At 65.9% G+C, this 17648-nt stretch carries 15 protein-coding genes and 1 pseudogene; 7 read left to right on the top strand and 9 right to left on the bottom strand.

Features of this window, described 5'->3' with window-relative positions:
• Positions 1-53 precede the first annotated feature (53 nt).
• From moaC to BME24068_RS34850, 5 genes and pseudogenes are all read left to right on the top strand, one after another.
• Entirely contained in the window at positions 54-542 is a 489-nt protein-coding gene (moaC, locus tag BME24068_RS00670) for a cyclic pyranopterin monophosphate synthase MoaC (protein ID WP_096507180.1), read from the top strand.
• A 115-nt stretch (positions 543-657) separates the two neighbouring features.
• Positions 658-3345, top strand: coding sequence for a type VI secretion system Vgr family protein (locus BME24068_RS00665; protein ID WP_174925073.1), 2688 nt, complete (start codon positions 658-660; stop codon positions 3343-3345).
• Entirely contained in the window at positions 3338-4285 is a 948-nt protein-coding gene (locus tag BME24068_RS00660) for a hypothetical protein (RefSeq protein WP_096507178.1), read from the top strand. The genes BME24068_RS00665 and BME24068_RS00660 overlap by 8 nt, the downstream gene beginning before the upstream one ends.
• A gap of 79 nt (positions 4286-4364) precedes the next feature.
• Positions 4365-5531, top strand: a complete 1167-nt coding sequence (locus BME24068_RS00655) for a WD40/YVTN/BNR-like repeat-containing protein (RefSeq protein ID WP_174925072.1) — start codon at positions 4365-4367, stop codon at positions 5529-5531.
• A pseudogene (locus BME24068_RS34850) lies at positions 5528-5781 on the top strand (hypothetical protein); the annotation flags it as partial. The gene BME24068_RS00655 and the pseudogene BME24068_RS34850, both read left to right, overlap by 4 nt.
• A gap of 52 nt (positions 5782-5833) precedes the next feature.
• Here BME24068_RS34850 and BME24068_RS00650 read toward each other — a convergent pair.
• From BME24068_RS00650 to recA, 9 genes are all read right to left on the bottom strand, one after another.
• On the bottom strand, positions 5834-6184 hold the full coding sequence (locus BME24068_RS00650) for a TonB family protein (RefSeq protein ID WP_174924870.1): 351 nt from the start codon (positions 6182-6184) through the stop codon (positions 5834-5836).
• 420 nt (positions 6185-6604) lie between these two features.
• On the bottom strand, positions 6605-8383 hold the full coding sequence (locus BME24068_RS00645) for a PglL family O-oligosaccharyltransferase (protein ID WP_174924869.1): 1779 nt from the start codon (positions 8381-8383) through the stop codon (positions 6605-6607).
• 164 nt (positions 8384-8547) lie between these two features.
• Positions 8548-9144, bottom strand: a complete 597-nt coding sequence (locus BME24068_RS00640) for a pilin (RefSeq protein WP_174924868.1) — start codon at positions 9142-9144, stop codon at positions 8548-8550.
• 97 nt (positions 9145-9241) lie between these two features.
• Positions 9242-9946, bottom strand: coding sequence for a TerC family protein (locus BME24068_RS00635; RefSeq protein ID WP_174924867.1), 705 nt, complete (start codon positions 9944-9946; stop codon positions 9242-9244).
• A gap of 159 nt (positions 9947-10105) precedes the next feature.
• Positions 10106-10987 carry a succinate--CoA ligase subunit alpha gene (sucD, locus tag BME24068_RS00630; protein WP_006477916.1) on the bottom strand — a complete coding sequence of 294 codons (882 nt, stop codon included), beginning with the start codon at positions 10985-10987 and terminating at the stop codon, positions 10106-10108.
• 69 nt (positions 10988-11056) lie between these two features.
• On the bottom strand, positions 11057-12223 hold the full coding sequence (gene sucC / locus BME24068_RS00625; protein WP_006491644.1) for an ADP-forming succinate--CoA ligase subunit beta: 1167 nt from the start codon (positions 12221-12223) through the stop codon (positions 11057-11059).
• Positions 12224-12291: 68 nt separating this feature from the next.
• Complete coding sequence (locus tag BME24068_RS00620) at positions 12292-12900, bottom strand: DUF2889 domain-containing protein (RefSeq protein ID WP_096507173.1); 609 nt, start codon at positions 12898-12900, stop codon at positions 12292-12294.
• A gap of 146 nt (positions 12901-13046) precedes the next feature.
• Entirely contained in the window at positions 13047-13904 is an 858-nt protein-coding gene (recX, locus tag BME24068_RS00615) for a recombination regulator RecX (RefSeq protein WP_174924866.1), read from the bottom strand.
• Positions 13904-14974 (bottom strand): recombinase RecA, encoded by a 1071-nt coding sequence (recA, locus tag BME24068_RS00610; protein WP_096507171.1) that lies wholly within the window; start codon positions 14972-14974, stop codon positions 13904-13906. Before recA ends, recX begins: the two co-directional genes overlap by 1 nt.
• Before the next feature lie 190 nt (positions 14975-15164).
• Between recA and BME24068_RS00605 the strand changes: the two genes are divergently transcribed.
• Positions 15165-15893 carry a response regulator transcription factor gene (locus tag BME24068_RS00605; RefSeq protein WP_096507170.1) on the top strand — a complete coding sequence of 243 codons (729 nt, stop codon included), beginning with the start codon at positions 15165-15167 and terminating at the stop codon, positions 15891-15893.
• Between the two features lie 17 nt (positions 15894-15910).
• The gene (locus BME24068_RS00600; protein ID WP_174924865.1) at positions 15911-17464 is read left to right on the top strand and encodes a sensor histidine kinase; all 1554 of its coding nucleotides are present in this window, start codon (positions 15911-15913) and stop codon (positions 17462-17464) included.
• Positions 17465-17648 lie beyond the last annotated feature (184 nt).

The raw sequence follows: 17648 nt of genomic DNA, 5'->3' as shown, positions 1-17648 counted from the left end.
GGCGCCGGATGCGGTGGATCGACCGGCCGCGACGCATGAGATCGGAGCAAGACATGTCAGGACTCACCCATTTCGACGCCGCCGGCCACGCGCACATGGTCGACGTCGGCGGCAAGCAGGAAACCCGACGCATCGCGATCGCGCGCGGCACGATCAGGATGCTGCCCGCGACGTTCGCGCTGATCCGCGACGGCAAGGCGAAGAAAGGCGACGTGCTCGGCGTCGCGCGCATCGCCGCGATTCAGGGTGCCAAACGCACCGCCGACCTCATTCCGCTGTGTCACCCGCTCGCGCTGACGCGCGTGGCTGTCGACTTCGAGCTCGACGACGCGCTGCCCGGCGTGCACTGCGTCGTGCAGGTCGAGACGTTCGGCCGGACCGGTGTCGAGATGGAGGCGCTGACCGCGGTGCAGGTCGGGTTGTTGACCGTGTACGACATGTGCAAGGCGGTCGACCGCGGGATGGTGATCACCGACGTGAGCGTGCGGGAGAAGCGCGGCGGGAAGTCGGGGGATTGGAAGGCGGAGGACCCCGCCGGCTGACCGGCCGGAACGCCGCCGGCCCGCAAATTCGGGATAGCGCGCGGTTATCTCATACAATGACCGGATTCCGCACGAGAGAGCGTGCGACCAGCACAAAAAAGAGTGAGCACTGGTGATGAATTCGCAAGCGTTAAGAAGCGCATTGCTGGCCGGCCCGGTTCAGCATGAGCGCCTAGTCAAACTGGATACGCCGCTCGGCACCGACGTCCTCCTGCCGCACCGCGTCGCGGGACGGTCACGACTCGGCCGTCATTTCGAGTTCACGGTCGACGCCGTTTCGGTATCCGACAACCTCGAACTCAAGAAGCTGATCGCACAGCCGGTGACGCTGTGGATCCAGCAGGCCGACCTGTCGTACGCGCCCCACCACGGCTACGTGCATTCGGCCCGCCGGCTCGGCTCGGACAGCGGTGTCACGCACTACCAGATCGTCTTCGCTTCGTTCCTGCACTTCCTGAAGTTCCGCCGCGACCAGCGCATCTGGCAGGACCGGTCCGCGGACGACATCATCGCCGACGTGCTGAACCAGCATCCGCAGGCCAAGGGGCGCTTCACCTTCACACTCTCCCGGCCGCTGCCGTCCCGCTCGTTTTGCATGCAATACGAGGACGACTGGAATTTCGTCCACCGCCTGATGGAATCCGAAGGCCTGTACGGCTTCTGGCAGCAGGACCAGGACGGCAAGTCGCACCGGCTCGTCGTCGTCGATCGCATCGACGCGTTGCCCGCACTGGCGCCGCGAACGGTGCGCTTTCATCATGCGGGTACCGGCGACGAGGCCGACACGCTCGTCCAGTTCTCCGGTACGCGCACGCTGCGAAGCGTCGCGCACGCCACCCGCACGTTCGACTACAAGCAGCCGCCGACCGCGTCGAATCCGAAAGCCACCCATACGCCGACGATCGCGAATCAGGGCGACCTGCCGCAGCAGCTCGAAGTCTACGAATACACCGGTGCGTACACGTACCTCGAGCAGTCCCGCGGCGACCATCTGTCGAAGACGTGGATGGAGGAACAGGAGTCGCACGCGAAGCGCTTTCATGGCGTCGGCGGCGTGCGGCGCATGGATGCCGGACGCACGTTCGAGCTGGCGGATCACCCCGAACACGACAAGGACGATGTCGCGCAGCGCGAATTCGCCGTGATCGAGACGGCGTGGGTCATCGTCAACAACCTGCCGGTGGCCGACGAGCCGGCCGTTTTCCCGCACAGCCTGCAAGCCGAGATCGGCGGCATCGTGCAGGCAGCCGATACGGACCTGTCGCGCGTGCGTCATCCCGACGGCAGCGAGGGCTTCTTTCAGATCCGCGTCGAAGCGCAGCGCACGACGGTGCCGTTCCGCAGCCCGTTCGAGCATGCGAAACCGCCCATGCACCTGCAATCGGCGATCGTCGTCGCCCCGCAGGGTGAAGAGGTCCACACGGACGAGCTCAACCGGGTCAAGGTCCGCTTCCACTGGGACCGCCTGAACGACGGCGACGAAACGGCGTCGTGCTGGCTGCGTGCCACCGCGTCCGATTCGGGCAACGGCTATGGCGCCGTTCACCCGCACCGCAGCGGCGAGGAAGTGCTGGTCGACTTCCTCGGCGGCGACTGCGATCGTCCGATCATCGTCGGCAAGGTCTACAACGGCGCGACGAGTCCGCAATGGCATAGCAACGGAATCCTGTCCGGATACCGGTCGAAGGAATATGCGGGCGCCGGCTACAACCAATTGGTACTCGACGACGCGACGTCGCAGAACCGCGTGCATCTGTACAGCAGCCAGACCCATGCGCACCTGCACCTCGGCTACCTGATCGATCACACCGGCAACAATCGCGGCAGCTATCTCGGCAGCGGTTTCGACCTGCGCTCGGATGCCTACGGCGCCGTGCGCGCGAACCGCGGGCTGTACGTCACGACGCACCCGAAGCAGCCGGCCAGCCAGCCGCTCGACGTTCAGGAAACGCAACAGCAGCTCGTCCGCGCGGAAGGCCTGATGGAGGCCATGTCGGATGTCGGCACGCAGCATCAGGCCGAATCGCTCGATACCGGCCATGCGGCGCTGAAACAGTTCACCGATGCGACGCAGAACAGCGTGAGCGGCAGCGCGTCGGGCGGCCGGACCGCCGGCGGCGGAACCGGCAGCGCCAATGCGTTCAAGGAGCCCGTGATGCTGTTCGGCAGCCCGGCCGGCATCGGGATGTCGACGCAACAGTCCGCGCATCTCGCCGCGGACCAGCACGTCAACCTCGTCAGCGGGCAGAGCACGCACGTCGCGGCCGGGAAGTCGCTGATCGCGAGTGTCCTCGACCGGATCAGCCTGTTCGCGCAGAACGCGGGGATGAAGCTGTTCGCCGGCAAGGGCAAGGTCGAGATCCAGGCGCACGCGGACAACATCGAACTGACCGCGCAGAAGGCGTTGAAGCTGGTGGCGGTCACGCAGTCGATCGAAGGCGCCGCCGCGAAGGAAATTCTGCTGACGTCCGGCGGTGCGTACATCCGCATCGCGGACGGCAACATCGAAGTACACGCACCCGGCAAGATCGACATCAAGGGTGCGCAACACGCGTTCAACGGCCCCACGCACCTGTCGCAAACGATGCCGACGCTGCCGAACTCCAGCGGCAACTACGATCAGGCATTCATTGCGCACTGGGCCGGCACGGACATTCCGGTCGCGAACACGCGCTACCAGATGTTCTCGAACGGCACGCTGCTCTCGGAAGGCGTCACCAATGCGGCAGGCGAGACGGGGCTCACGCAGAGCCACGTGCCGCACGACGTCGTCGTCAAGTTTCTGGGGAAATCGAATGGCTGACGGACAACAGGACAAGAACGTACTGGGCGCCGGCTCGGGGATGCTGACGCCGACGGGGTACAAGGATCGGCCGAAGGTGGATATCCATATCTGCGACAAGTACGCGCCGCCGGCCGCCGATTCCATCGTCGGCACCTGCCCGTTCTACTATCAGCCGCTGCACGGCGAGTACTGGGAGACGGTCGAGAAAGTCAGCACGTCGAGCACATGGGAGACCGTCAAGAAGTTCGCGACGTCATGGGATCCGTGGAAAGACAAGGAAGTCGCTCGCCGCCTGCTGCATCGGCGGGAGAAGCTGATCGAACTGGGAAGCAAGGATTCCGACTGGTCGCGCCACGGCAATTTCATGATGCGTCATATCGGGTGCGGGCACAAACCGCCCGATTACTACGTGAGTTACGGCTATTACTATTGTTCGGACTACGGCCAGAATCTTTATCCCACGCTCACGGCAAAAGGGAAGAAATGGCTGGAAAACGCCCGGTGGTGGCTTCAGCGGTACATCGAGATCGGGTTGCAGCAGAACATGCAGGGAGACCAGATCGCATTCAATAGCGCGAAGCCCGGAAATGGCAATCTTTCGATGCAGGTGGAGCGATACGAGCTGGAGGTGGACCAGAATGGTGAAACGTTCAAGACCTTCGCCTTCGTCACACACCCGCTCGCCTATCTGGATGGAGGGCTGGCCGGTCTGCCGGTCCAGGACCTCGTGAAGATTGGCAGGCGGCCAAACATGCAGGAATGGGGCGATGGACGGACGATCAAGCAAGCGTGGGATGCGGGTATCCCTGTCGCCAAGCAAAAAGCGCACGACTGGAGCGCGGAAGCGGTCGATCAGGTCCACAAGTGGGGCTCGGACGCGGCCGACAAGGCACGCGAATGGGGTTCGGACACGGCCGACGAAGTCAGCCGCGCACTGGATCGCTTGCTGAAAAAGTGACATGCAAAAACACAAGCGCTGGAAATGGATCGCCGGGGGTCTCGTTGCCCTGGCCATTGGAACATACGGGTACGTAAACATGGCGACGGGCTGGGAAACGATTTCGACAAACTTCATGCGGAACGACACGCCGTATGGCGGCGGCAACTTCCGCATCAAGGGCAACGACGTGATGAGCGTCAAGCTCGCCAATCCCGAGGTGACGTTCAAGCCCACGGCGGAATCGAACGAACCGCAGCGGCCCGAGCCGACCGAAGCATGGATGAACGACACCGGCGAGCTGCTGAACCGCATGACGATCAGCTTCTTCCGCGGAACCATCGACGGCGGGATGAAGCGCCAGTTCCAGCAGGTCGGCCAGAATGCCGCGTGGTGGTATTCGCCGGACTGGTCGGTTCAGTTCCTCAGCACGTCATGGATGAACTACAAGGCCCCCGAGGCACGCGGCGGGGATGCGCCGCAAACGACGAAGCTGTGGAAGTCGCTCAACGGCGGCCAAACGTGGTCGCAGCTGCAATGGCCCGACAGCCAGAACATCGGCCAATTGCTCTTCCTCGATCCGCAGCGCGGCTACGCGATCGGCTGGGGGCCTCGCGTATGGCGAACGGCGGACGGCGGAACCACATGGCAGGCAATCGACGTGCCGGCCGATGCGCACGTCGCCGGCAAGACGCGCAAGAATTTCAATGCGGTCAGTCTCGGCCCTGACGGTGTGCTGCGCATCGCCTACTCCGTCGCGCCGACGGCGGAAACGCCGGCGCGCAGCATGATCGACCGGCTCGACTGGGAACAACACGCATTCGTGACCGATACCGAGCTGCCGGGCCAGGTCGTCACCGCGCTCGATACGACGCCGGGACCGGCGGCACGCTATTCGCTGTACGCGCTGTCGCGTCTCGACAAGCCGCAGAACGGCGAGGTGCGCGACAACGGCCGCCGCACGGGCGCCATTTCCACGTGGACGAACGACCATCCCGAGTCCGTGCATCAACTGCGCACGTTCGACGAGACGCTCAGGCTCGACAGCCTGAGCGTCGGTCGCGGCGGTCTCCTGCTCGTCTACGCAACCGACCCGAACTCGGGAGGCCGCGGCGGCGCGCCGATCGACCTGACGTTCAGCAGCACCGACGCCGGCAAGTCGTGGGATCAGGCGACCGACAAGGTCGCACAAGGCGGCTACTTCGACGCACAGACCAACACGCTGTACTGGCTGCACGCATTCACGCTGAAGAAGCGGACCTTCTGATCGCACGCAGGGCGTTCAACGCGGAAAGCAACACGCCCGATATCGGTTTCGCCTACGGCCCGGTGCGCGGTTGCTCGGACAGCAAGGACCGCTTCCAGGTCGAACTGGACCTGACGGGCAAGGACGGAAATGCGGTCGCGCGGCGCTACGTGCTGATTCGACAGGAACACAACGGATTCACGATGCTCGGGCTGCGCAATGCAGCCGAGCCGACGTGTCACACGGCGCGAACCCGATGCCGCAGCACTGAGGTTCGTTCGAAACAAGGGCGATGCGGCCTGATTGTCCGCACCGCCCTCGCATCAATCGGCGTGTCGCGGTTCGAATACGAACGGCTGGGTCAGCAGGAACGGATTCGCGGTAGCGCCCGTCTGCACGCAGGTCGCATGCGTCATCGCATCGACGGCGGCGCGGTCGGCCGCCGCATTGCGGCTGCTCGTCGTCACGGTGACGTTCTGCGCTTCGCCCGACGTCGTCATCAGCGCGCGCACCAGCACCGTCACCGGGCGCGTGAGCGGCTTCGCGGCATCCGGGTAGACGGCACGCGGGATGTGGCAGGTGAGCTTGCTTTCCTGCGACGACGACAGCATCGCGCAGCCGGAAAACAGCACCGCGACGGCAGGCAGGATCAGGTAGGTAGAGCGGAGAGCCATGGTCGAATATCGTTCTTCAGCACTGTTGCGGACGAATGCCGCGCCGGCGGGCCGCACTTGGCCGCATCGCCTGCATCGCCCTGCGCCGCGGCCATCGGACCGGCGCCCCGTTACGGCCGCACGACCGATGGTTGCATCGGTCGCGATCCTGCTCGGCGGGTTCCCCTGATATGTCTCGGGGCTGCTTTCGCGTCGGCGGCCCGCAACGGGCAACCATGCACGCGACCGCTTTCGCGCATTGTGCACGCACCGCCCCGCCCATGGCGGCGATTTGACAATGGTTGACGCGAATCAGGCCAGTTCCGGCCCGCATCCATTCGCGACGAGAAGCAATCGCCGCATCGCTTCGGCGCGTCACCGCTTCCCTGTTTCATCGCGAGACGAAACACGCCGGGATGCCCCGCCCGGCGCCGACCTGCTTCAGTCGGAATCGTCGTCCGAGTCGTCGTCGTCCGCGTCGGGCGGCACTTCCCCGTACTTCGCGACGACGGCGGCCTTGAACGCGCTCAACGACGGCTGCTGATCGCACAGCTTGTACAGCGACGCGAGTTGCTGCGGCCAGTCCTTCAATTCCTTCGCGAACACGTGCAGGCGCGCAACCGTGTCGAGCGCATCGGCTTCGCGACCGGCCATCGCCTGCAGCACTGCATAGCGACGCAGCACCGTCTCGCCGGGCAGCAGTGCGATCGCACGCTCGTGCGCGACAAGCTTGAGCGGCAGGTTGTCCGGCGAAATGGGCAGCAGCGTCGCCGCTCCGTAGTCGCCCCACGCGCCGAACAGCCGCGACGGCGCGTCGCGGTACTGCGCGGCCGGATCGTTGCCGTAATACAGCACTTCCGCACGCTGGTAGTCGCGCAGGACGGGCACCGCCGCCAGCACGCCGCCGACCGACAGCACCGCGAACAGCCCGAACGCCGCGCGGCCCGGCAGGATTCGCAGCGGCTTCGCTTCGAGCAGACCGATCACGAACATCGCGGGCAGCAGGAAGAACATGTATTGCTGCGGGTACTCGACGAGCGCATGCATCAGCAGGACACCGATCAGCGCGAGGCCGAACACGCGCGTGCTCGACTGCGGCGCGCGCACCGCACGCACGAACCACGTCACGAGCGCGACGACGAGCACGCCGAGGCCGACGACCCCGGACTTCGCGAGCAGGTCGATGAAGATGTCGTGCGAGTTGTTCGCGATCTCGACGCCGCCGAGCGTGCGCACGAGCGCGAACTGGTACGACGGGAACTCGCCCCAGCCGACGCCGAGCAGCGGGTGCTCGCGGAACATCGCGAGACCGTACTTCCACAGCGCGAGGCGCGGCGCGATCTGCCCGGCGTCGCGCATCCGGTCGGCCGCCGACTCGGCGAGCCCCAGATGAAAATGCACGTTGGCCCAGCGCACCGCGACGTTCACCGCGACGAACGCCACCGCGAGCACGACCGGCATCAGCCATGCGCGCCGGTTGCCCGGCTCGCGGCGCGATTCGAGCCACGCCATCCAGAAACCCGCGACCACCATCACCGCGACCTGCAGCCACGGCCCGCGCGACACGGTCAGCGCGAGACCGACCGACAGTACGATCGACAACGCAAGCCACGCCCAGACGGCAAGCCGGCGCGTCTGTACCAGATACAGCGCCCCCGCCAGCGCGAACGCGATGTAGGTCGCCAGGTGGTTCGCCTGCGCCATGTTGCCGTACGGGCGGCGATCGACCGTGATGTTGTACGAGACGACGAACGGTGCCACCACGGACTCGAGATGGAACAACTGCACGATCTGGCTGGCAACGGCGAACACCCCGCCGATCAGCAGCGCGCCGGCCATCATCCGCGCGACGGCTTCCGCGAGCCCCTCGCGCGCGAGCGTGTAGCCGGCCTGCATCGCGACCAGCGCCGCGGCGAGATAGCCGACCGCCAGCCAGTTCATCGACGGCACCTTCAGCGACATCAGCGCAACCTGCGCGATCAGCACCGCCGCAAACCCGAGCGGCGCGCCGAAAGCAGCCGGCGCGGCAAACGGCTGGGCCGGGCGGCCCGTGCCCGCGAGCAGCACGACGGAGACGCCCACCAGCATATACAGCACCAGCGCGGCAAACTCTGAATAGAAGGTCGGGATCGGATACGTGTGATTCGTGATCGCGTACGGCACGATCAGGGCGACAGCCAGTGCAACGAGCGGCAACGAACGGGAAAAAGTAGTGGGCATGAGCGAACCGGATGTCAGCAACCGGCGCACTATACAAAACTTTCCCTGCTCTGTGCGGGCCTGTCGCGCCATCGCACGACAGGCACACGACCCGCGCGGCCGGCAGGCGCGGCAAAGGCCGCACCATGCCCGCCGGGCTGCGCCGGCCCGCATCGCCGCCGATGCTACGCGCGGCACTCCGCCGGCGCATATTTCGCGGGCAACGTCGCAGCCTCCGCAGGCAACGGGCCGGCACCCGGCGCCGGCAGCGACGACGCGTCCTTTCCGGCGGCAAAACATTCCCATGCGATCGCGCCGGCCTGCATCGCGCCCTTTTTAAGCGGCACGCGCGCGGTCGGCGTATCGGCCTTGTCGGGCGCGGACGGCACCAGCACCAGCGTATTCACACCGGCCGCGGCGACGCGCGTCGTGAATGCCACTGTGATCTGGCCCGTCTCGCTGTCGATGACGACGGATTCGACGTTGCGGGTGGCCGCTGGCGGGCTGTAGCCGCCGTCGAGGCTCGCGCCGCTCGCGGCGTTGTCGGCGACCGCGAGCCGCGCGGACGACGCGAGCGCGAGCCCTTCGCCGACACGCGAACGCGCCAGGTAATCCTGGTACGCGGGAATCGCATAGGCCGCGATCACGCCGACGATCGCAAGCACGATCATCAGTTCGATCAGCGTGAAGCCGGCCGGCCGCCAGCGCGGCACCGTCCGATGGGCGCGCCGCAGATCGGCGGCAAGACGACGAAACAGGGAAACGGAAAAGGCTTCGAACATGACAGGCTCCGGAAACGAAAAACGCCTGCCGATCCAGGCAGGCGTTTCGATCGTAGCCAGCGGGCTGCGAATCCGGCACTCGGCCGGACGGCCAACGTCAGTGCGCGTGCGGAACGCCGCGACGGCGCCTGAGCGCGTAACCGGTCGCCACGACGAACAATGCGCCGGCGACGCTCGCGCCGTAGATCGCGGCCGGCGTATCGAGGACGGGCCAGCGATCAGCCACCGGGTCGTGCACGATCAGCCCGCCCGCGATCCAGCCGAGCAACCCCGCGCCGAACGTGACGACGATCGGAAAGCGGTCGAGCAGCTTCAGCACCAGCGTGCTGCCCCACACGATGATCGGCACGCTGACGACGAGCCCGAAGATCACGAGCGCAAGCCGGTGCGACGGATCGGCCTGTTCGGCCGCGCCCGCGATCGCGACGACGTTGTCGAGGCTCATCACCGCATCGGCGATCACGATCGTCTTCACCGCGTCCCACAGCCGGTCGGCCGGCTTCACGTTGTCGTGCGCGTCGGCGTCCGGCACCATCAGCTTGACGCCGATCCACAGCAGCAGCAGGCCGCCGCCGAATTTCAGGAACGGGACGTCGAGCAGCACGACCGCGAATGCGATCAGCGCGACACGCAGCAGGATCGCGCCGGCCGTACCCCACACGATGCCGCGCAGCCGCTGGCTGGCCGGCAGGTTGCGGCACGCGAGCGCGATCACGACCGCGTTGTCGCCGCCGAGCAGAATGTCGATGATGACGATCTGAAGCACGGCGCCCCAGTGCAGCGACGTCAGGAATTCAAGCATGAGCGGTATCCGGTGCGGGGCAACGACTGTCGGACAGGCGACCCGGTTCATCGCCGAGACACGCATCGAGCCTGCCCGGTCCTTACAAAATCATTTCGTCGAGCATAACAAAAAACGCCGGCATGGCCGGCGTTTTCTGCGGGGTGAACCAGACGGAAATTACAGCGCCTTCTTCAGCAGACGGCCCATTTCCGACGGGTTGCGCGTGACGGTGATGCCGCACGCTTCCATGATTTCCAGCTTCGCTTCGGCCGTATCCGCACCGCCCGAGATCAGCGCGCCGGCGTGGCCCATGCGCTTGCCCGGAGGCGCCGTGACACCCGCGATGAAGCCGACGACCGGCTTCTTCATGTTGTCCTTGATCCACTCGGCGGCGTTGGCTTCGTCCGGACCGCCGATTTCGCCGATCATCACGACCGCGTCCGTATCCGGATCGTCGTTGAACATCTTCATCACGTCGATGTGCTTCAGACCGTTGATCGGGTCGCCGCCGATACCGACTGCCGACGACTGGCCGAGGCCCAGCGCCGTCAGCTGTGCAACGGCTTCATACGTCAGCGTGCCCGAACGCGACACGACGCCGATGCGGCCCTTGCGGTGGATGTGACCCGGCATGATGCCGATCTTCAGTTCGTCCGGCGTGATCGTGCCCGGGCAGTTCGGCCCGAGCAGCAGCGTCTTGCGGCCTTCGCGACGCATGCGGTCCTTCACTTCGATCATGTCACGGACGGGAATGCCTTCCGTGATGCAGATCGCGAGATCCAGGTCGGCTTCGACCGCTTCCCAGATCGCAGCCGCTGCGCCTGCCGGCGGAACGTAGATGACCGACACGGTTGCGCCGGTTTCTGCCTTCGCTTCCTTGACGCTTGCGTAGATCGGAATGCCTTCGAAATCTTCGCCGGCCTTCTTCGGGTTCACGCCCGCGACGAATGCTTCGCGGCCGTTTGCGTATTCACGGCAGGCGCGCGTATGGAACTGACCGGTTTTGCCGGTAATGCCCTGCGTGATGACCTTCGTGTCCTTGTTGATCAGAATCGACATGTATTTTGACCTCTGTTCGATTGGCGTCGCGTGCAAACCGCGCCGCCATGCGTGTTCATTAGCGCCCGCTTACTTACCTGCGGCAGCCGCGACAACCTTCTGCGCAGCCTCTTCCATGCTGTCCGCCGAGATGATCGGCAGGCCCGAATCGGCCAGCATCTTCTTGCCGAGGTCCTCGTTCGTGCCCTTCATGCGCACGACGAGCGGCACGTTCAGGTTCACGGCCTTCGAACCGGCGATCACGCCTTCGGCGATCACGTCGCAGCGCATGATGCCGCCGAAGATGTTCACGAGGATCGCCTTCAGGCCCGGGTTCTTCAGCATCAGCTTGAACGCTTCGGTGACCTTCTCGGTCGTCGCGCCACCGCCGACGTCCAGGAAGTTCGCCGGCTCGCCGCCGAACAGCTTGATGGTGTCCATCGTCGCCATCGCGAGGCCTGCGCCGTTCACGAGACAGCCGATGTTGCCGTCGAGCGAGATGTACGCGAGGTCGAACTTCGACGCTTCGATTTCAGCCGGATCTTCTTCGTCCAGATCGCGGTACGCGACGATTTCCGGATGGCGGAACAGCGCGTTCGAGTCGAAGTTGAACTTCGCGTCGAGTGCGGTGACCTTGCCGTCGCCGGAAACGTTCAGCGGGTTGATTTCAGCCAGCGACGCGTCGGTTTCCCAGAATGCCTTGTACAGGCCTTGCAGGATCGCGCGCGCTTGCGGGATCGAAGCAGCCGGCACGCCGATCTTCGCGGCGAGGTCGTCGGCTTGCGCGTCGAGCAGGCCGGTCGACGGTTCCACGATGACCTTGTGGATCAGTTCCGGGTGCTTTTCGGCGACTTCTTCGATGTCCATGCCGCCTTCGCTCGAACCCATCAGAACGATCTTCTGCGACACGCGATCGACGACGAGGCTGACATACAGTTCCTGCTTGATGTCGGCGCCTTCTTCGATCATCAGACGGTTGACCTTCTGGCCTTCCGGACCGGTCTGGTGCGTGACGAGTTGCATGCCGAGAATCTGGTTCGCGTATTCGCGAACCTGCTCGATCGACTTCGCCACCTTCACGCCGCCGCCCTTGCCACGGCCACCCGCGTGAATCTGAGCCTTCACGACCCATACCGGGCCGCCGAGCTCTTCTGCCACCTTGACGGCCTCGTCAACCGAGAACGCCGGCTTGCCGCGCGGTACCGCGACGCCGAATTTCCGCAGGATTTCCTTACCCTGGTACTCGTGAATCTTCATGCGTGATTCCCTTCAGTCTGAGAGTTGGATGAAATGTCGCTTAAGACGCTTCTTCGAATGATTTCCGTTCATTCCTTCGTGCTGCCATCACCGGGCACGTCCGGCCGGCCCGCGCCATACCAGCGCGGGTAGTACTGCCGCACGACCTCGCCGTCGAACCGCAACGCCCGGCAGCGGCCGAGCTGGAAAGGCGGTTCGGCGTGCGCGGCGTCGTGATCCGGCCCTTCGCCGCCCTCTTCGCGCACGTTCCATACGTCACCGGCGAACGCCTGGATCGCTGCGGTCGGCAGCACGGCGCACAGTTCGGTGAGATGGGAGCAGCCTGCGACGCCGGCGAGCAGCCGGTTCGCGTTGCGGCGGAAATTGCGGAAGAGATTGAGCCCGATGAGGGCCCGATAGGCAGGCGGGGCGGATTGACAGTGACCGGGATAGGGAACCCATTCCGAAGACGCTTCGGCGTCGACGACATTGAGGTCACGATCGATAGTCACGCGCAGCCAGAGTTCGTGGATCGGCAGGCCCTGGGGCCGGATGCCCGACGCAAGCGCGACATCGCGCGGCTTGTGGTCGGTCAGGCAGGCTTCGATGTCCCACAAGCCGTCGCCGCGCTCGTAAGCTTCCGCTCGGATTGCGCGTCGATGTCGCAACTGACGGGGCACGGGCTCGGATAGCGGCATGCTGGAGGTTGAGGCCGAAGAGGAAAACCCATGGATTTTAGCATATTGGGTATTTGAGGCAGCCTGCCGCGACGGCGGGTATTCCCCGCTGTCCATCGATGGTTGCATTGCAGCAAAATCGCGCGCCGCGCGCGTGACTGGACCGGTCAGTCGTCGATCGGGAAATCGTCGCCGACTTTCAGCAATTTCACGATGGTCGCGCTCGAGAAGCCGCGCGCGGCAAGAAAGCGCGCCTGCTTCGCACGCTCGGCCGGCGTTTGCGGCAGTGCACCGAATTTCTTGCGCCAGACGGCCTGCGCGCGTGTCAACTCGGTCTCGCGCAATTGTGCATTCACTTCCTCGACGAGACTGTCGCCGACCGCATGGCGCTTCAGTTCGCTGACGATGCGCGCGACCCCGACACGCGATGCACGGCGATGCACGAGGCTCTCGGCAAAGCGCGCATCGGACAACCAGCCGTCCTTTTCCAGCGCATCGAGCACCGGTTCGACCGATTCGTCCTCGCCGACGTACGGCGCGAGCTTGCGTGCGAGTTCAGCGCGGCTGTACTCGCGCCGGGACAGATAGCCGAGTGCACGGCCCTTCAGCGAACGCGGCGGCTTCGACGACTTGCGCGCGCTCGCGCCCGGCTCATCGCCGGAAGAAGCACCGGACGCGCGGCGCGTGCGACGGGGATGCTGGCTGCTGCGGGTATAGACGTCTTCCGCAACCGGCGCCGCGGCACCGGCTGCGCGCTCGCCCGGGAAGCTGACGCCGGACACGCGACGGCGCGGCCGGTCGTGCGCGTCGAACGATTCGTCGTCGTCGAACGGGTCGACCGGCGCGGCAATCTGAAACGAAACGAGGGCATCGTCGGATGCCCTCGTCGCGGTGCGGTTCGCGGCCTGACTGCCCGCGACCCGCCGGTTGGTGCCCGAGGACCCGGTTCGCCGGCCGGAACGGCCCGCCGTTTCGGGCGCGTCGCTCTGCTCCGGTTCGCCAGCCTGACCTCGGCGCCCGACCATCACTCTTCTTCGTCCATCGCCTCGGCTTCGTTGCCTGCGCCATCCGGCATTGCGACGACACCGAGCGATTCACGAATGCGGTTTTCGATCTCGCGGGCGATTTCCGGATTCTCGCGCAGGAATTCACGCGCGTTGTCCTTGCCCTGACCGATCTTCTCGCCGTTGTAGCTGTACCAGGCGCCTGCCTTGTCGACGATCTTCGCCTGCACGCCGAGATCGATGATCTCGCCCTGACGCGAAATGCCTTCACCGTACAGGATGTCGAAGATCGCTTCGCGGAACGGCGGCGACACCTTGTTCTTGACGACCTTCACGCGGGTTTCGTTGCCGATCACCTCGTCGTTCTTCTTGATCGAGCCGATCCGGCGGATATCGAGACGCACCGACGCATAGAATTTCAGCGCGTTGCCGCCCGTCGTGGTTTCCGGGTTGCCGAACATCACGCCGATCTTCATCCGGATCTGGTTGATGAAGATCACGAGGCAGTTCGTGCGCTTGATCGTACCCGTCAGCTTGCGCAGCGCCTGCGACATCAGGCGAGCCTGCAGGCCCGGCAGCGAATCGCCCATCTCGCCTTCGATTTCGGCCTTCGGCACGAGCGCCGCGACCGAGTCGATGACGATCATGTCGATCGAGCCCGAGCGCACCAGCGCATCGGTGATTTCGAGCGCCTGCTCGCCGGTGTCCGGCTGCGAGATCAGCAGCTCCGGCACGTTCACGCCGAGCTTCGACGCGTACTGGACGTCGAGCGCGTGCTCGGCGTCGATGAAGGCTGCCGTGCCGCCCAGCTTCTGCAGTTCGGCGATGACCTGCAGCGTGAGCGTGGTTTTACCCGACGATTCCGGACCGTAGATCTCGACCACCCGGCCGCGCGGCAGGCCGCCGACGCCGAGCGCGATGTCGAGACCCAGCGAGCCCGTGGAGACGACCTGGATGTCTTCGGTCGCTTCACCGTCGCCCATCCGCATGATCGACCCTTTGCCGAACTGCTTCTCGATCTGCGCGAGTGCGGCCGCCAGCGCCTTGCTCTTCTCGGCGGTCATCCCGGAGCCCTTCTTGCTATCTTCCATGAATCGTCCTTTGCTATGATGAGCAGCGTCTGTTAGAGGCGCGCCCGCTTTCAAGCGCCGCCCACGAATGCAGACACTGTATAAAAAAACAGTGTTTTATGCAAGCCCGCAATGCGGGTTGCGTCGTACACGAATAACTTCGGAGACAGCCGCGCCGGCGCGAACGCCCCGCCGGCCACCGGTCAGCAACATGCGAATTCTCATCGCCGAAGACGACAGCATACTCGCGGACGGCCTCACCCGGTCACTCCGCCAATCGGGCTATGCGGTCGACCACGTGAAGAGCGGCGTCGACGCCGATACCGCGCTGTCGATGCAGGCTTTCGACCTGCTGATCCTCGATCTCGGGCTGCCCAAAATGTCCGGGCTCGACGTGCTGAGGCGCCTGCGCGCGCGCAACTCCAACCTCCCCGTGCTGATCCTCACCGCCGCCGACAGCGTCGACGAGCGCGTGAAGGGGCTCGATCTCGGCGCGGACGATTACATGGCCAAGCCGTTCGCGCTCAACGAGCTCGAGGCGCGCGTGCGCGCGCTGACCCGGCGCGGCGCGGGCGGCGGCCCGACCGTCGTGCGCCACGGCTCGCTCGCGTTCGACCAGGTCGGCCGCATCGCGTATGCGAACGAGCGCGTGCTCGACCTGTCCGCGCGCGAACTCGGCCTGCTCGAAGTGCTGCTGCAGCGCATCGGCCGGCTCGTGTCGAAGGAGCAGCTCGTCGACCATCTGTGCGAATGGGGCGAGGAAGTCAGCAACAACGCGATCGAAGTGTACGTGCACCGGCTGCGCAAGAAGATCGAGCCGAGCGGCGTGCGGATCTCCACCGTGCGCGGCCTCGGCTACTGCCTCGAGAAAGTCGCACCCGCGGCGCCGGCCGACACGGCAGCGCCCCAGCCCACGGCGGCCGGCACGCCGCTGCGCTGACCCCGGCCGTCGCCGCGATGGCCACGCCGTCCCATTCCCGTCATCCGAGCGGCGAGCAGCCGTCCGCCGCCGACGTGGCGCGCGACGCGCGCTACGAGAACCCGTTCGCGCCACCCGACGAAATCGACACGCCCGAAGCCGCGCGCCCCCGCTCGCTGTTCGGCGAAATCCTCGACTGGATGCTCGCGCCGCTCCTGCTGCTGTGGCCGATGAGCATCGCCGTCACCTATCTCGTCGCGAAGACGATCGCGAACGGCCCGTTCGACCGCGCGCTCGAAACCAATGCATATGTGCTCGCGCGGCAGATCCATCCGGTCAACGGCGTCGCCGAGCTGACGCTGCCGCAGCAGACACGCGACTTCCTGCGCGCGGACAACGTCGACAGCGTCTACTTCCAGGTACTCGGCACGCGCGGCGAACTGGTCGCGGGCGAAGCCGACATGCCGCTGCCGCGCGACGAGGATCGCCCGCCGCCGGGCGTCGTCGTGTTCCGCGACGACCTGCTGCGCGGCAACGACGTGCGCGTCGCGTATACGACCGTCGCGCTGCCGCAGTCGAGCGACACGCAACCGGTGCTCGTGCAGGTCGGCGAGACGCTCGACAAGCGCAATGCACTCGCGAACGACATCATCAAGGGCGTGATCCTGCCGCAGTTCGTGATCCTGCCGCTCGCGATCCTGCTCGTGTGGTTCGGGCTGTCGCGCGGGCTCGCGCCGCTCAACGCGCTGCAGGCGCACATCCGCGCGCGGCGGCCCGACGACCTGTCGCCCGTCGAGGCGCAGCGCGCGCCGCCCGAGATCGAGCCGCTCGTCACGTCGTTCAACGACCTGCTTGCGCGCCTCGAACAGAACATGGCGCTGCAAAAGCGCTTCATCGCCGACGCCGCGCACCAGATGAAGACGCCGCTCGCCGGCTTGCGCACGCAGGCCGAATTCGCGCTGCGCCACCCCGTGCCGCCCGACGTGCAGCGCTCGCTCGAGCAGATCGCGACGAGCTCCGAGCAGGCCGCACGGCTCGTCACGCAACTGCTTGCGCTCGCACGCGCCGAGAACCGTGCGAGCGGGCTGACGTTCGAGCCGGTCGAGATCGGCTCGCTCGCGCGGCGCACGGTGCGCGACTGGGTGCAGGCCGCGCTCGCGAAACGGATGGACCTCGGCTACGAAGGCCCCGAGGACGACGCGCCGCTCGACGTCGACGGCCATCCCGTGATGCTGCGCGAGATGCTCGGCAACCTCGTCGACAACGCGATCCGCTACACGCCCGAAGGCGGTCAAATCACCGTGCGCGTGCGCGCCGACCATGCGGCGCGGCGCGTGCATCTCGAAGTCGAGGATACCGGGCCCGGCATCCCGGCCGGCGAACGCGAGCGCGTCGTCGAGCGCTTCTACCGGATCCTCGGCCGCGAAGGCGACGGCAGCGGGCTGGGGCTCGCGATCGTGCGCGAAATCGCCGCGCAGCATGGCGGCACGCTGACGCTCGACGATCACGTCTATCAGCACGCGCCGCGCCTCGCCGGCACGCTCGTGCGCATCAGCCTGCCGCTGTCGGGCGCCGCGCCCGATCCATCCTGACACGCGCGCCGGGCCCATCCCGCCCGGCCGGCGCGATCGCTTCGAAACCGCCGTTTTATCGCCCGTTCGCGACACGATCGGGACGCGAAGCAGCCGGTTCTTCGCGGGTTAACGCGCAGTCGTTTTGCATGCGCGAGTCAGTGCGCCGTAAGTTTCCCTGCCAATAATCGTCGACAGGCCCGCC

It is taken from the genome of Burkholderia anthina (assembly GCF_902498995.1).
Classification (GTDB): Bacteria; Pseudomonadota; Gammaproteobacteria; order Burkholderiales; family Burkholderiaceae; genus Burkholderia; species Burkholderia anthina.
Note: the sequence above shows the minus strand (reverse complement) of the source record. Positions and strands in the feature narration are given on the sequence as shown.

What these genes read in the sequence shown, in the direction of transcription:
- BME24068_RS00650 (WP_174924870.1), bottom strand. Translation starts at nt 6,184, where the DNA reads ATGGCTCTCCGCTCTACCTACCTGATCCTGCCTGCCGTCGCGGTGCTG.
- BME24068_RS00660 (WP_096507178.1), top strand. Translation starts at nt 3,338, where the DNA reads ATGGCTGACGGACAACAGGACAAGAACGTACTGGGCGCCGGCTCGGGG.
- recA (WP_096507171.1), bottom strand. Translation starts at nt 14,974, where the DNA reads ATGGAAGATAGCAAGAAGGGCTCCGGGATGACCGCCGAGAAGAGCAAG.
- BME24068_RS00620 (WP_096507173.1), bottom strand. Translation starts at nt 12,900, where the DNA reads ATGCCGCTATCCGAGCCCGTGCCCCGTCAGTTGCGACATCGACGCGCA.
- BME24068_RS00605 (WP_096507170.1), top strand. Translation starts at nt 15,165, where the DNA reads ATGCGAATTCTCATCGCCGAAGACGACAGCATACTCGCGGACGGCCTC.
- moaC (WP_096507180.1), top strand. Translation starts at nt 54, where the DNA reads ATGTCAGGACTCACCCATTTCGACGCCGCCGGCCACGCGCACATGGTC.
- BME24068_RS00635 (WP_174924867.1), bottom strand. Translation starts at nt 9,946, where the DNA reads ATGCTTGAATTCCTGACGTCGCTGCACTGGGGCGCCGTGCTTCAGATC.
- BME24068_RS00600 (WP_174924865.1), top strand. Translation starts at nt 15,911, where the DNA reads ATGGCCACGCCGTCCCATTCCCGTCATCCGAGCGGCGAGCAGCCGTCC.
- BME24068_RS00655 (WP_174925072.1), top strand. Translation starts at nt 4,365, where the DNA reads ATGGCGACGGGCTGGGAAACGATTTCGACAAACTTCATGCGGAACGAC.
- BME24068_RS00640 (WP_174924868.1), bottom strand. Translation starts at nt 9,144, where the DNA reads ATGTTCGAAGCCTTTTCCGTTTCCCTGTTTCGTCGTCTTGCCGCCGAT.
- recX (WP_174924866.1), bottom strand. Translation starts at nt 13,904, where the DNA reads ATGGTCGGGCGCCGAGGTCAGGCTGGCGAACCGGAGCAGAGCGACGCG.
- BME24068_RS00645 (WP_174924869.1), bottom strand. Translation starts at nt 8,383, where the DNA reads ATGCCCACTACTTTTTCCCGTTCGTTGCCGCTCGTTGCACTGGCTGTC.
- sucC (WP_006491644.1), bottom strand. Translation starts at nt 12,223, where the DNA reads ATGAAGATTCACGAGTACCAGGGTAAGGAAATCCTGCGGAAATTCGGC.
- sucD (WP_006477916.1), bottom strand. Translation starts at nt 10,987, where the DNA reads ATGTCGATTCTGATCAACAAGGACACGAAGGTCATCACGCAGGGCATT.
- BME24068_RS00665 (WP_174925073.1), top strand. Translation starts at nt 658, where the DNA reads ATGAATTCGCAAGCGTTAAGAAGCGCATTGCTGGCCGGCCCGGTTCAG.